Below are 14,370 nucleotides of genomic sequence, written 5' to 3' on the forward strand. Positions count from 1 at the left end.
TCGAGCGACAATGGACGGGTGAACGAGCCGCTCTTCGTGATCCCGCTCTGGGCGGATCTTTCCGCCGTGGCGCTCGGTGGCCTCCAGGGAGCTCTGTTTGCCTCGGGATTCCGTGGCCAGCGGCGCCTTGACCTGCTCGGCGTCGCGATCATCGGGATCGTGATGGGGATGGGCGGCGGTCTGATCCGTGACCTGCTGCTGAACGTCACGCCTTCGACGTTGCAGTCCAACTGGTACCTGCTCACCGCGGTCGCGGCAGCGCTCCTGGGGATGCTGCTCGCAACGATCCTCGAGCGCGTCAGCTGGCTGATCGTCGGACTCGACGCTCTCGTCATCGGCCTGTTCGGCGCGTTCGGCACGAGCAAGGCGCTGTATCTCGGGCTTCCGGAAGTGCCCGCGATCTTCGTTGGTGTCGCCGCGGCAGTCGGTGGCGGCATCCTGCGTGATGTGCTGATGGGCCTACCGGTCGCCATCATGCACGTCGGATCGCTCTACGCGGTAGCTGCAGGCGCCGGGTGTGTCGTGCTCACCGTCTCGTTCTCATTCGGGGCGCCGTTGACTGCCGCGGCGATCATCGCGGTGGCCGTGACGACGGTCATCCGGCTCCTCGCCGTCGTCTTCGATATTTCGCTTCCCGAGCAACGCGCCCTCTACCGCCGGAAGGTCGCCGTCGAGACATCAGCTATCACTGTCGTCGCCCCGCTAGCAACGGACAACGGCGACGCGGGGGCAACCGGCTGACCGGCGACCCCCGCGCGCGCTCGACTGTCAGACGGCCGCGAGCACTCCGGACTCTTCGCGAACGCGGATAGCGCGGTTCACGCCCGAGACGATCGCCTTCAGCGACGCCGTCGAGATGTCGCCGTCGATACCGACACCCCACAACCGCTCGCCTTCGACCTGCAGTTCGACGTAGGCCGCGGCCTGCGCGTCACCCCCGGCGCTGAGAGCGTGCTCGACGTAGTCGTAGACGGTGACCCCGAAGCCCTGTTCGCGCAGCACCTCCAGGAACGCCGCTACTGGTCCGTTGCCGTTTCCGCGCGCCGAGACCTCGGAGTCGCCGTCGCGGAGCTTCACGTCGAGGACCACGTCACCGGTCATGTCGCTTTCGGTGCGGGTGGAGAGCAGTTCGAAACGGCCCCAGCGCTCGTCGGCGACGGAGCTCGGCAGGTATTCGTCGGTGAAGATCGACCAGATCTGGTCGCTGGTGACCTCGCCGCCCTCGGCATCCGTCTTTGCCTGCACGACGCCCGAGAACTCGATCTGCAGTCTCCGCGGCAGGTCCAGGGCGTGGTCGGTCTTCAAGAGGTACGCAACGCCACCCTTGCCGGACTGCGAGTTCACGCGGATGACGGCCTCGTACGAGCGGCCGAGATCCTTCGGATCGATCGGCAGGTAGGGCACAGCCCATACCAACTCATCGACGCCGACGCCCTGCGCCGCGGCGGCGGCATCCATCGACTCGAAGCCCTTCTTGATCGCATCCTGGTGCGACCCGCTGAAGGCGGTGAAGACGAGGTCGCCAGCCCAGGGACTGCGCTCATGCACGGGCAACTGGTTGCAGTACTCGACGGTGCGCTTGACCTGGTCGATGTCGCTGAAGTCGATCTGAGGGTCCACCCCCTGCGTCAGCAGGTTGATCCCCAACGCGACCAGGTCGACGTTTCCGGTGCGCTCGCCGTTACCGAACAGGCAGCCCTCGATCCTGTCGGCCCCGGCCATGTAGCCGAGCTCGGCAGCCGCGATCGCCGTGCCGCGGTCATTATGCGGATGCAGCGAGATCAGGACGTTCTCGCGGTGGTTCAGGTGGCGGCTCATCCATTCGATGGAGTCGGCGTAGACGTTCGGCGTTGCCATCTCGACCGTCGCCGGCAGATTGATGATGACCTTGCGCTCAGGCGTCGGCTCGAAGATCTCGAGAACCTGGTTGCACACATCGACGGCGAACTCGAGCTCGGTGCCGGTGTAGCTCTCAGGCGAGTACTCGTAGAACACCTCCGTGCCCGGAACCGTCGCCTCGAACTTGCGGCACAGGCGAGCACCTTCGAGGGCGATGTCGATGATCCCCTGCTTGTCGGTGCGGAACACGACATCGCGCTGCAGGATGCTCGTCGAGTTGTAGAGGTGCACGATCGCGCGCTTCGCGCCGCGGATCGATTCGTAGGTGCGCTCAATGAGGTGCTCGCGCGCCTGCGTCAGAACCTGGATAGTCACGTCGTCGGGGATGACGTCGTCGTCGATCAGGTGACGCACGAAGTCGAAGTCCGTCTGGCTCGCGGACGGAAAGCCCACCTCGATCTCTTTGTAGCCCATCTTCACCAGCAGATCGAACATGATCCGCTTGCGCTCGGGGCTCATCGGGTCGATGAGCGCCTGGTTACCATCGCGCAGGTCTACGGCGCACCAGCGCGGTGCCTGGGTGATTTTCGCGTCGGGCCACGTGCGGTCGGGAACCGACACGCGGATCTGCTCGTGATAAGGAACGTACTTGTGCGTCGGCATCCCCGACGGCTGCTGAGTGTTCTTCATGGTGTCGCTTCTTCCTGCTTCTGGCTCGAGGTGAACGGGCCGACACGAAGCTCCGCGACGAGGTAGGCCCTAGATGGCCCCGCCGCGGCAGCTAAGAAGAAGCGAGAGTGCACGCATACCGCGATGTTATCAGCAATTCGTCCCCTGATCCGTGAGACGTTTGGTTCGCGCTCGACACAGTATGGGTATGAGGATCACTGCTCGTCTCGGCACTGCCGCGCTCGCCGCTGCGTCGCTCCTGCTGATCACCACCGGATGCGCCAGCGGGTCCGGTGCATCCGGCGGCTCACTGTCGACCACACAAATCAGCCCGCCGGACGGCGAAGTGGTCGGCACGGGAACTGTGCTGGATGTCGCTGGGGATGTGGCGCTCTGCCTCGGCCCGATCGCCGAGTCCTACCCGCCGCAGTGCGACGGGTTGCCGCTCATGGGCTGGAGTTGGGAAGGCGTCGACGGGTTCGAGGAGTCGGGGGACACGCGGTGGGGCACCTATGCCGTCTTCGGAACGTTCGACGGCGAGGTCTTCACCGCCACCCAACCGCCGATCATGCTTGCGCTCTACGATCCGATTCGCGCAGAGGACCCGACGGGAGGAGGCCCGGGCGAAACGCCAGTCGCAGAGCTCGACGAGATTGCACGTGAGCTGCCGACCGCGCTCGATGATCTGCTGCTCGCGACCTGGACGCAGGATGGCTACGTGTGGGCGCAGGTGATCTGGGATGACGGCACCCTGCAGGATGCCGCAGATGCCGAATACGGCGACGGCGTCGTCATCGTCCAGTCCGCTCTCAGACCGATCGGCTGAGGCGGGATCTGCACGTGAGGTCAGAAACCGAGGCGACCGAGCTGCTTCGGGTCGCGCTGCCAGTCCTTGGCTACCTTGACGTGCAGTGACAGGAAGACGCGGGATCCAAGCAGTGGTTCGATCTGTTCGCGGGCAGCGGCACCCACGCGCGCGAGTCGGGAGCCCTTCTTGCCGATGATGATCGCCTTCTGACTGTCGCGCTCAACCACGATGTCGGCGTAGACGTCGATCAGGTCCGAGTTCTCGCGCGGTTGGACATCCTGCACGACGACCGCGATGGAGTGCGGCAACTCATCGCGCACGCCATCGAGCGCGGCCTCCCGAATGATCTCGGCGATCCGGTCGTCATCGGCCTCGTCCGTGACGACGTCGTCGGGGTAGAGGGCCGGGCCTTCGGGGAGCATCTTCAGGATCTCGTCAGCCAGAACCCCGAGCTGATCGGCTGTGACCGCCGAGAGCGGAATGACGGCCGCCCAGTCCTCGCGCAGGGCGTCGACCTCCATGAGCCGCTCCGTGATCTGATCGCGGGATGCGGCATCCGTTTTGGTCACCAGGGCGATCTTCTTCGCCGAGGCGTACCCGTCGAGCGATTCGGCGATCCGTCGATCCCCGGGCCCGACCTTCTCGGTGGCGGGGGCGCAGAACGCGATCACATCAACGTCTCCGAGCACCTCTTCGACGAGGTCATTCAGGCGCTGACCGAGGAGCGTGCGCGGGCGGTGCAGACCGGGCGTGTCGACGATCACGATCTGCCCGCCGGGGCGGTTCAGGATGCCGCGAATGGCGCGCCGGGTGGTCTGCGGCTTGTCGCTGGTGATCGCGATCTTCTCGCCGACGAGGGCGTTCATGAGCGTGGACTTACCGACATTGGGGCGCCCCACGAAGGTCACAAAGCCGGACCGAAAATCAGAGCCGGACCGAGAATCGCTGCCGCTCACGAGCGCACCTTCCGCTCAGATGATGTCTCGGATGCCGCCACTGAGCCATCGCCCTCAGCTGCGGCCTCGGTCTCCGCGGCATCGGCCCGAACGGGGATGCGCTCCACAAAGACGGTGGTGATGCCGCGACCCTTGCCGCGGGATGCGCCGCCAGTGATGCGCAGCCCCTCGAAGTCTGTGACCGCTCCGGGCTGCGGCACCTTGCCGAGCTGCTTGCCCAGCAGTCCCCCGATCGAGTCGACCTCGTCGTCTTCGAGATCGAGGTCGAAAAGCTCCCCGACCTCGGCAAGGCCGAGTCGGGCACTGACGCGGTAGCGCCCCTCGGCGACCTCGGCGATCTCGGTGGCCCGCGGGTCGAACTCGTCAGCGATTTCGCCCACCAGCTCCTCGATCAGGTCCTCGAGGGTGACAAGGCCCGAGACCCCGCCGTACTCGTCGACCACCATGCACACGTGCACGGCTTCGCGCTTCATCTGCTGCAAGAGGGTCTCGGCTCGCATCGATTCGGGGACAAAGACGGCCGGTCGCGCAAGTTGCGAGATCGCAGCAGCACGCCAGCCAGCCTCGTCGCGATACGCGAACTGCACCAGGTCTTTGAGGTAGAGCATCCCGATGACGTCATCGGCTTCGTCGTCGACCACCGGAACGCGCGATACGCCCTTGTCGAGGAACAGCTCCATCGCGTCCTTCGTCGTCGTGTCTGCCTCGACTGTCACCATCTCTGTGCGCGGAATCATGACCGCGCGCACATACGTATCGGTGAAGTCGAACACGGAGTGAATCAGTTCGCGGTCATCCTCTTCGATGAGGTCTTGTGACGCGGCTTCATCCACCATGCTGAGCAGCTGCTCTTCGGAGGCGAACGACGAGCCGCGGGCTACGCCGGGTGTCACCCGGTCGCCGAGCGCGACGAGGCCGTGAGCGAGCGGGCCCAGCACGATGCGCATCGCACGGATGACGGGTGCAGCGCCACGGAGCAGCCCCTTGGCGTGAAGGCGCCCGACGCTGCGCGGGCTCGCGCCGACCACGACGAACGAGATCCCCGTCATGATGATCGCGGCAGCGAGCATCGCCCACCAGATGCTGTCGAACAGGATCGTGAGTGCGACAGTGACCAGCACCGCCGCGGTGGTCTCGGACAGGACGCGCATGAACCCGGCGGCGTTCGCATGGGCCGCCGGATCGTCCGCGATGCCGCGAAGGAACGCAGCATTGCGTCCGGACTGGCTCATTTCCTCGAGGTCGGATCGCGAGGTCACCCCGAGGGCTGCATCCACCGCCGCCATCAGACCGCCGAAGGCGACCAGGAGTGCAGCTGTGGCCAGCAGGAGGGCCGCGGTCACGGCTTGAGGCGGCGGCGTTCGGCCGCGTGGAATCGGACGATGAGGTCTCGTTGGAGCGCAAACATCTCGCGTTCCTCCGCCGGCTCGGCGTGGTCGAAACCGAGCAGATGCAGAAGACCGTGGGTCGTGAGCAGGATCAGCTCGTCCATCGTGGAGTGACCGGCAGCCTGAGCCTGGCTTTCAGCTACCTGCGGGCAGAGCACGATGTCCCCCAGGAGTCCTTCCGGCGTCGGGGCATCTTCAGTTCCCGGCCGCAGTTCGTCCATGGGAAAGCTCAGCACATCCGTTGGGCCAGGCTCGTCCATCCACTGGACGTGCAATGACTCCATCGCGCCCTCGTCGACCAGAAGGATCGCGAGGTCGGCATCCGGGCTCACGAACAACTCGGCGAGGTTGTTCTCGGTGAGTCGCAGGAGGACCGTTTCGTCGACGTCGATCCCGGACTCGTTGGTGATTTCGATCGTCATCGGCGTCCTCGTTTGGGCATGTGATCGCGTGGTCCGGCGGGCCGGCTTGCCCCGCGGCGCTCGGCACGATTGCTGAGCTCGCTCGCCTCGTCGCGCTCTCGCTTCGCGGACAGGCGCCGCTCGTCGTACTCGGAGTAGGCGTCGACGATCCTGCCGACGAGCGAGTGGCGCACGACGTCGTCGCTCGTGAGATACGCGAAGTGGATGTCGTCGATCGTGCTCAGCACCTTCGTGACCAGGCGCAGACCCGATGCCCCCTGCGGGAGGTCGATCTGAGTGATGTCTCCTGTCACGACCATCTTCGTGTTGAAACCCAGGCGAGTCAGGAACATCTTCATTTGTTCCGGTGTGGTGTTCTGGGCCTCGTCGAGCACGACGAACGAGTCGTTCAGTGTGCGCCCGCGCATGTAGGCGAGTGGCGCGACCTCGATTGTTCCTGTCGCCATGAGCTTGGGAACGATCTCCGGGTCCATCATTTCGTTCAGCGCGTCGTACAGGGGACGCAGGTACGGGTCGATCTTGTCCGTCAGCGTTCCCGGCAGAAAGCCGAGGCGCTCCCCCGCCTCGACGGCGGGCCGGGTCAGGATGATGCGGCTGACCTCTTTACGCTGCAGCGCCTGCACCGCCTTGGCCATCGCCAGATAGGTCTTGCCGGTACCCGCCGGTCCGATGCCAAACGTGATCGTGGTGTTCTCGATCGCATCCACGTACGACTTCTGCCCGAGTGTCTTCGGACGGATCACCCGACCGCGGCTGGAGAGAATCGCTTCGCCCAGGACCTCGGACGGACGTGGGTTGCCATCGCTTCGCAGGATACGGTTCGAGCTGGATACGTCAGCTGGCGCGAGATCGTGACCGGTGCGCGTCATCGTCAGGAGTTCCTCGACGAGCTCTCGGGCCGCGGCCACAGCTGCGGCGCTTCCCGCGAGAGTGATCTCGTTCCCGCGCACGTGCACGTCGACATCCGGGTGCTCCCGCTCGACCACGCGCAGCAGCCTGTCTTGGGGCCCGAGAAGCTGGACCATGGCTACACCGTCGGCGAACAACCGCTCCGTGACGCGATCTCCGGATTCCGCACTGTTGTCCGAATCAGCCACCGAGACTGCCTTCTGCAAGGTCGCCGCCGAGCACGTGGGCATGCACGTGGAAGACCGTCTGCCCCGCGCCGGGACCGGTGTTGAAGACCAGTCGGAAATCGCCGCTGCCATGCTCTGCGGCGACATCCCCCGCCACCGCCACCATCTCGGCGAGCAACGCAGGATCACCCGCCGCAAGCTCGGTGACATCGCGGTATTCGGCGGTCTTCGGAATGACCAAGAGGTGCAGCGGCGCCTGCGGAGCGATATCCCGGATGACGAACACGTTCTCGGTCTCGCTGAGGATCTCTGCGGGAATCTCGCCACGCAGGATGCGGGTGAAGACGGAGGGTTCGCTCATGCGCTCAGTCTACCGACGGCCTCTCCGGCGGGCCCAGCTACCACTTGCACGATCACCACCGGCCGAGCGTGCTGCTGAGCACAGCGATTGCCGCGGGTCCCGCTGTGGAAGTACGCAATACATGCTCGCCCAGGCGCACGAGCGTCGCGCCCGCAGCTTCGAGGGACGTCAGCTCGCCTGCGTCGATCCCGCCCTCGGGCCCGACGACGATAGCGATATCGCGGCAGTCGGTCGGGTCAGGCATCCATTCGCTGAGACGCAGCGCCGCTGTCGGCTCCAACACGAGCATCCGGGTCGCCGCGGCCCGCTCGCACAACTGTGCAGTCGTCAGCGGGCCGCCGACTTCTGGAAGCCACGCACGGTGCGCCTGCTTGCCTGCTTCCCGCGCGATCTGACGCCAGCGCGTGACACCCTTCTCACGCTTGGCCGCGTCCCACCGCGAAACGCTGCGGGCAGCTTGCCACGGCGTGATGACATCCACGCCGAGTTCGGTCGACGCTTGGACCGCGAGTTCGTCGCGGTCGCCTTTCGCAAGAGCCTGCACGAGCTCGATCCGCACGGATGGACGCGGTACCTCCTCCCGGTTCGTGACGCGAACCAGGACCTCGCGGGCTGCGACGAGCTCGCAGGCGCCTTCGAGCCACACTCCGGCTCCGTCACCGAGCGTGACCGTTTCTCCGACGCGGACCCGACGCACCGTGGCGGCGTGGTGCGCCTCAGCGCCGGTGAGGGTCACGGTCTGGCCGGTATCGGCATCCAGCGGTTCGTCGACGACGAAGTGAAGCGGCACGATCAGCCGTTCCGGAACCGATCGCGCAGCTTCGAGAACAGACCCTGATGGAACTCCGCCAGGTGAGGCGCGGGAGCCTTCGTGCGCTTGGCGAACTCCTCGATGAGGCCCCGTTCCTTGGCGTCGAGCTTCGTGGGCGTGACCACGTGCACGCCAACGCGCAAGTCACCACGCTGATTGCCGCGCAACGGTGTGATGCCTCGACCCTTGATAGTCAGCACATCGCCCGACTGGACTCCTGGACGCACCTCGAGGTCCACCGGCCCGTCGAGGCCCTCGATCGTCGTGGCCGCGCCGAGAACGGCATCCGGCATCGACACTTCGAGCGTTGCGAGCAGGTCGTCACCTTCGCGGCTGAATACCGGATGCGTCGCGACGGAGACCTCGATGTACAGGTCGCCCCGCGTCCCACCGCCAGGGCCGACTTCGCCCGATCCGGGAAGCTGAAGCCGCAGGCCCGTGTCAACACCGGCCGGGATATCGATCGACACGGTGCGACGAGCGCGAACGCGGCCCTGCCCCTGGCACGTCGCGCACGGGTACGGGATGGTCGTGCCGTACCCCTGGCACGTGCCGCACGGCTGGGAGGTGACGACGTTGCCAAGGAGGCTTCGAACCGTGCGCTGGATGTGACCCGTGCCGTGGCAGATATCGCAGCGAACCGGTGTCGTCCCAGGCTGCGTGCACGAGCCGTTGCAGGTCTCGCACATGACAGCGGTGTCGACGTCGATGTCGCGATGCACACCGAACACCACATCCTTGAGGTCGAGGTCGACGCGAACCAGCGCATCTTGCCCGCGCTCCTTCCGCGACCGCGGGCGCCCGCCGCGGGCCGCGCCACCGCCGCCGAAGAAGCTCTCGAAGATGTCGCTGAAACCGCCGAAGTCGCCGGCACCGCCGAAACCGCCGTTCTGGCCGCCGCCCATGTCGTAGCGCTGCCGCTGCTGCGGGTCGCTGAGGACGTCGTAGGCGTGCGTCACGAGCTTGAACCGCTCAGCAGCCTCTTCCCCCGGGTTCACGTCGGGGTGAAGCTCCCGCGCCAGGCGTCGATAGGCCTTCTTGATCTCTTCGGGCGACGCGTCTCGCGACACGCCAAGGACCTCGTAGTGGTCAGCCACGGTCACCTTTCTGCATCCCACGTGTGGTCGCGGGCAGTTCGTACGGGCTCATCGGCCCTTCTCGTCCTCAGCCAGCAGTCCGGTGAGGTAGCGCGCTACCGCCCGCACCGCCGCAAGGTTGCTGGGGTAGTCCATTCGGGTCGGACCCATCAGGCCAACACGGGCTCTGGCGCCCGTCGCATCGTAGTCACTCGCGATGACAGATGCCTCAGACAGCCCGAATGCCTCATTCTCGCGTCCGATGCTGGCCGCCAGCCCGTTGTCGTCGGCGACCATTTCGCCCATCAGGCGAAGGATGGTCACCTGCTCTTCGATCGCCTCCAGGAGCGGGTAGATGCTTCCCCGGAAGTCGCTCTCGCGCCGGGCGAGATTTGCTGCGCCGGCCATGACGAGCCGATCCTGTCGAAACTCGTCGAGCTCCTCCTGGACGACCCGAAGAATCTCGGTCACCGCCGACTGGTGGGCGGTTCGCGCGTCGCTGTCGGCTTGCTCCTCGACGCGCTTCGCGCCCTGACGCACGCTTCGCCCAACGAGCAGTGTCGACACCTCGGCGCGCACGCGTGCGAGATCCGTCTCGTCGAGGGCAACGGTCAGAAGCGCAAGTCGCTGCGACACGCGTCCGGTGTCAGTCACGACGATGACGAGCACCCGGGAAGGCTCGAGCGCAACGAGCTCGACGTGCGTGATGGTCGCCTTGGAAAACGAGGGATACTGCACGATCGCCACCTGACCGGTGAGCTGCGTGAGTGCCCGCACTGTTCGCGCCAGCGCACCATCGAGGTCACCGGGCCCCTGCAGGAAGCTCGCGATTGCGGCGCGCTGGGCGGGCGAAAGAGGCCGGATTTCGGCGAGGTGGTCGACGAAGACGCGGTACCCCTTGTCGGTCGGGACGCGGCCCGAGGAGGTGTGGGGCGCCGCGATGAGTTCTTCGTCTTCGAGAAGCGCCATGTCGTTGCGGATGGTGGCTGCCGATACGCCGAACGCGTGGCGCTCGACGATGGCCTTGCTTCCGACGGGCTCGCGGGTATCGACGTAGTCCTGCACGATCGCCCGGAGCACCTGAAGCCCACGCTCGCTGACCATGTCGCCTCCTTCCGCATCCGGCGTCGGCCGTCTGAGCGGCTCGACGTGGCACTGGCACTCACATCCTCAGAGTGCCAATTCTAGCGGATGCCTCTCCCCCACGCCCCAGATCACGACGTCAGTGCGCGCACGACAGCGTCGGCCAGCAATCGTCCGGCGCGTGTGAGTACGAGGTTCCCGCGAACCGCCCCGCGGCCGTCCACGAGTCCGTCCGCGACAAGACCGGCGACGGCTTGTCGGCTTTCCGGTGCCAGCTCCGACACGGGCAGGCCCTCGACCGTACGCACCCGCAGCATCACCCGCTCAAGCAGTCGTGCATCCTCGTCGGGGATCTCCGAACCGGCCCCCGGCGAGTCACCGGCAGCCAGCCGCTGCGCGTAGGCGGCAGGATGCCGGACGTTCCAGAATCGAACCCCTCCGACATGGCTGTGAGCACCGGGACCGAACCCCCACCAGTCGTGTCCGCGCCAGTACGCGAGGTTGTGCCGCGAGCGATCGGCGGGAGTCTTCGCCCAGTTGGATACCTCGTACCAGCCGTAGCCGGCTTCCTCGAACGCGGTGTCGGCGTGCTCGTACATGGCGGCCTGCAGGTCGTCGTCGGGTGTGCTGAGTTCTCCGCGTCGGATGCGGCGCTCCAGAGCGGTGCCCTCCTCGACGATCAGCGCGTAGGCCGAGATGTGGTCGGTCTCCATCGCGAGCGCGGCCTCGATGCTGCGTCGCCAGTGATCGAGCGTCTCTTCCGGGGCGCCGTAGATGAGGTCGACGCTCACTGACAGTCCGCTCTGCCGTGCCGCGCTCACCGCCGTTGCGACGTTCTCGGGCCGGTGCGTGCGATCGAGCGTGCGAAGAACCTCCGGCACGGCCGACTGCATTCCGATGGACAACCTCGTGACTCCCGCACTGGCCAGTTCCTCCGTGACCTCGGGAGTCACGGTGTCGGGGTTTGCTTCGACGGTGACCTCGGCATCCGGCTCGAGCCCGAACCGATCCCGCAGGGTTGACAGGATGACCGCCAGATCGCGGGCGGGAAGCAGGGTCGGCGTTCCGCCCCCGAAGAAGACCGTGTTCAGCGGGCGCGGATGGACGGAGAGCACACCCGAAGCAAGGTCGATCTCGCGAAGGAGCGTCCCTGCGTAGTCCTCGCGGCGCGCGCCACGCAACTCCTCGCCCGTATAGGTGTTGAAGTCGCAGTACCCGCAGCGAACGCGACAGAACGGGATGTGGACGTAGGCCGACAGCGGCGTGGCGGGGTCGATGACCGCACCGGGGAGCGATCCGTCGCGCGGAACGGGATCGCCGAGGGGAAGCGCTGCGCCCATCAGGGAGCGAACAAGGGCGATACCGCCGTCAGGTAGGCCCGGAAGAGCCGTCGCCGCCGCCCGCGAACGAAGCGCGGTACGAGCCGGTAGAGCGCCGAGACGGGGCGATCGAATGCGCGCACGGTGAACCAGACCTCGTCGTTGTCGCGCCACTCGATCAGGAACAGCTCCTCGCCGCTGACGACAGAGCCACCAACGGTGCCGAGCGCGAAAGCCGTGCGCCGGGGTTCTTCGACGGCCAGGATGACACGCAGTTCGGCATCCGCGCGGTATCCGCTGAGCCGGCCGGTGACGTGCACGGTCGCGCCGGCACTGACATACGGAGTGCCCTCGGCATCAAAGCGCTGCTCGGCTTCGCGACGCGACGGCGCGATCGGTGCGCCATCCGAGTCGTACGCGACCCCGGCGTAGCCGGACCCGGATGCCGGGCGGATGTCTGCCAACGACAACCCGGCGCCACGCAGCGGCGCCCACGCCAAGAGTGACTCGGTCGCCGACTCGAATCGTGCCTGGCCGCTTCCGATCCGCCAGGACTCTTCGGCGGGAATGCTCTTTTCCGGCGGGTACTGCATGAGGTCGGGAGCCTGAGTGGCCCCGACTGCTGCATAATCGACGGTCTCGTCCCGGAAGGTTCCGCGGCGCATGGCGATCAGACTACTTCTCTTTGCCCTCGACGTCGCCCGAGAGGGCTGCGATGAACGCCTCCTGTGGCACTTCGACGCGACCCACCATCTTCATGCGCTTCTTACCCTCTTTCTGCTTTTCGAGGAGCTTGCGCTTGCGGGTGATGTCACCGCCGTAGCACTTTGCCAGCACGTCCTTGCGGATCGCGCGAATGTTCTCGCGAGCAATGATCCGCGCTCCGATGGCGGCCTGGATGGGCACTTCGAACTGCTGGCGCGGGATGAGTTTGCGCAGGCGCTCGGTCATCATCGTGCCGTACCCGTACGCCTTGTCGCGGTGGACGATCGAGCTGAAGGCGTCGACCTTCTCGCCCTGTAGCAGGATGTCGACCTTGACGAGGTCGGCGGTCTGCGACCCAGCCGGCTCGTAGTCGAGGCTCGCGTAGCCTTGCGTCTTCGACTTCAGCTGGTCGAAGAAGTCGAAGACGATCTCACCGAGCGGCATGTTGTAGCGCAGCTCGACGCGGTCCTCGCTGAGGTAATCCATGCCCAGGAGCGACCCGCGTCGGGACTGGCACAGCTCCATGACGGTACCCACGTAGTCCTTGGGCAGCAGGATGCCGACCTTCACCACCGGTTCCGAAACCTCGGCGACACGGCCGTCGGGGTATTCGCTGGGGTTGGTGACCGTCACGGTTTCTCCGGTGTCGGTCGTGACCGTGTAGGTCACCGACGGCGCCGTGGTGATGAGGTCGAGGCCGAACTCGCGGGACAGACGCTCGGTGATGATTTCGAGGTGCAGGAGGCCGAGGAATCCGCAACGGAATCCAAAGCCCAGCGCCACCGAGGTCTCGGGCTCGTACTGCAGCGAAGCGTCCGAGAGCTTGAGCTTGTCGAGCGCTTCGCGCAGATCCGCGTAGTCGCTGCCGTCGATCGGGTAGATGCCAGAGAAGACCATGGGCTTCGGGTCGGTGTACCCCGGGAGTGCGTCGGATGCCGGCTTTCGCTGGTCCGTGATTGTGTCGCCGACCTTCGACTGGCGGACATCTTTCACGCCCGTGATCAGATAGCCGACCTCCCCGACGCCAAGACCCTTGGTCGGGGTCGGCTCGGGGCTGGAGACCCCGATCTCGAGCAGATCGTGCGCCGCCCGCGTTGACATCATCTGGATGCGCTGACGCGGCTCGAGCTTGCCGTCGACCATTCGCACGTAGGTCACGACGCCTCGATAGGCGTCGTACACGGAGTCGAAGATCATGGCGCGGGCCGGCGCATCGGCGTCACCGGTGGGTGCCGGAATTTCGGCGACGAGCCGGTCGAGCAGCTCTTCGACGCCCTGACCGGTCTTGCCGCTGACGCGGAGCACATCGGCCGGGTCGCCGCCGATGAGGCTGGCGAGTTCTGCCGCGTACTTCTCGGGGTCGGCGGCGGGCAGGTCGATCTTGTTGAGCACGGGGATGATGTGCAGATCGTTCTCGAGCGCCAGATAAAGGTTCGCCAGGGTCTGCGCCTCGATGCCCTGCGCAGCATCCACGAGCAGGACCGCACCCTCGCACGCTGCGAGCGAACGCGACACCTCGTAGGTGAAGTCGACGTGACCGGGAGTGTCGATCATGTTGAGCGCGAAGGTGCCGGCATCCGTTTGCCACGGCATCCGCACCGCCTGGCTCTTGATGGTGATTCCGCGCTCGCGTTCGATGTCCATGCGGTCCAGGTACTGCGCGCGCATGTCGCGATCGGAGACGACACCCGTGATCTGCAGCATGCGGTCGGCCAGGGTGGATTTGCCGTGGTCGATGTGCGCGATGATGCAGAAGTTGCGGATCTGCGCGGGCGGCGTGGCTGCCGGCTGCAGCGGCGTAGAGGCACGGGGGGACATATCCGCACGATTCTACCGGCGCGCGTACCCCCGCCTTCG

14 protein-coding genes are annotated in these 14,370 nt (G+C 66.2%); 2 read left to right on the forward strand and 12 right to left on the reverse strand.

The window, feature by feature from the left end; translation table 11 throughout:
- Positions 1-18 precede the first annotated feature (18 nt).
- Positions 19-741: a trimeric intracellular cation channel family protein gene (locus tag MICSW_RS08170; RefSeq protein WP_228178908.1), complete on the forward strand. Its 723-nt coding sequence runs from the start codon at positions 19-21 to the stop codon at positions 739-741.
- Positions 742-768: 27 nt separating this feature from the next.
- On the opposite strand, the gene leuA is transcribed toward MICSW_RS08170, so the two are convergent.
- Positions 769-2,529, reverse strand: a complete 1,761-nt coding sequence (gene leuA / locus MICSW_RS08175; RefSeq protein ID WP_292729398.1) for a 2-isopropylmalate synthase — start codon at positions 2,527-2,529, stop codon at positions 769-771.
- 187 nt (positions 2,530-2,716) lie between these two features.
- Between leuA and MICSW_RS08180 the strand changes: the two genes are divergently transcribed.
- Positions 2,717-3,334: a hypothetical protein gene (locus MICSW_RS08180; RefSeq protein WP_292729401.1), complete on the forward strand. Its 618-nt coding sequence runs from the start codon at positions 2,717-2,719 to the stop codon at positions 3,332-3,334.
- A 20-nt stretch (positions 3,335-3,354) separates the two neighbouring features.
- On the opposite strand, the gene era is transcribed toward MICSW_RS08180, so the two are convergent.
- The 11 genes from era to lepA all read right to left on the reverse strand — a co-directional run bounded on the left by era (position 3,355) and on the right by lepA (position 14,331).
- Positions 3,355-4,272 (reverse strand): GTPase Era, encoded by a 918-nt coding sequence (gene era / locus MICSW_RS08185; protein ID WP_292729404.1) that lies wholly within the window; start codon positions 4,270-4,272, stop codon positions 3,355-3,357.
- On the reverse strand, positions 4,269-5,615 hold the full coding sequence (locus MICSW_RS08190; protein ID WP_292729407.1) for a hemolysin family protein: 1,347 nt from the start codon (positions 5,613-5,615) through the stop codon (positions 4,269-4,271). Before MICSW_RS08190 ends, era begins: the two co-directional genes overlap by 4 nt.
- A complete protein-coding gene (gene ybeY / locus MICSW_RS08195) occupies positions 5,612-6,082 on the reverse strand; it encodes an rRNA maturation RNase YbeY (protein WP_228178927.1) in 471 nt (156 codons plus the stop codon). The genes MICSW_RS08190 and ybeY overlap by 4 nt, the downstream gene beginning before the upstream one ends.
- Positions 6,079-7,107, reverse strand: coding sequence for a PhoH family protein (locus MICSW_RS08200; protein ID WP_228178983.1), 1,029 nt, complete (start codon positions 7,105-7,107; stop codon positions 6,079-6,081). Before MICSW_RS08200 ends, ybeY begins: the two co-directional genes overlap by 4 nt.
- A 64-nt stretch (positions 7,108-7,171) precedes the next feature.
- The gene (locus MICSW_RS08205) at positions 7,172-7,519 is read right to left on the reverse strand and encodes an HIT domain-containing protein (protein ID WP_228178928.1); all 348 of its coding nucleotides are present in this window, start codon (positions 7,517-7,519) and stop codon (positions 7,172-7,174) included.
- 52 nt (positions 7,520-7,571) lie between these two features.
- The gene (locus MICSW_RS08210; RefSeq protein WP_228178929.1) at positions 7,572-8,309 is read right to left on the reverse strand and encodes a 16S rRNA (uracil(1498)-N(3))-methyltransferase; all 738 of its coding nucleotides are present in this window, start codon (positions 8,307-8,309) and stop codon (positions 7,572-7,574) included.
- Positions 8,310-8,311: 2 nt separating this feature from the next.
- Positions 8,312-9,427 carry a molecular chaperone DnaJ gene (gene dnaJ, locus MICSW_RS08215; RefSeq protein WP_228178930.1) on the reverse strand — a complete coding sequence of 372 codons (1,116 nt, stop codon included), beginning with the start codon at positions 9,425-9,427 and terminating at the stop codon, positions 8,312-8,314.
- 48 nt (positions 9,428-9,475) lie between these two features.
- Positions 9,476-10,510, reverse strand: a complete 1,035-nt coding sequence (gene hrcA / locus MICSW_RS08220) for a heat-inducible transcriptional repressor HrcA (RefSeq protein ID WP_292729415.1) — start codon at positions 10,508-10,510, stop codon at positions 9,476-9,478.
- Between the two features lie 110 nt (positions 10,511-10,620).
- Complete coding sequence (hemW, locus tag MICSW_RS08225) at positions 10,621-11,829, reverse strand: radical SAM family heme chaperone HemW (RefSeq protein ID WP_292729418.1); 1,209 nt, start codon at positions 11,827-11,829, stop codon at positions 10,621-10,623.
- Positions 11,829-12,473: a DUF1990 family protein gene (locus MICSW_RS08230; RefSeq protein WP_228178933.1), complete on the reverse strand. Its 645-nt coding sequence runs from the start codon at positions 12,471-12,473 to the stop codon at positions 11,829-11,831. Before MICSW_RS08230 ends, hemW begins: the two co-directional genes overlap by 1 nt.
- Before the next feature lie 10 nt (positions 12,474-12,483).
- Positions 12,484-14,331 (reverse strand): translation elongation factor 4, encoded by a 1,848-nt coding sequence (gene lepA / locus MICSW_RS08235; protein WP_228178934.1) that lies wholly within the window; start codon positions 14,329-14,331, stop codon positions 12,484-12,486.
- Positions 14,332-14,370: the final 39 nt, after the last annotated feature.

Source organism: Microbacterium sp. SW12, assembly GCF_055391095.1.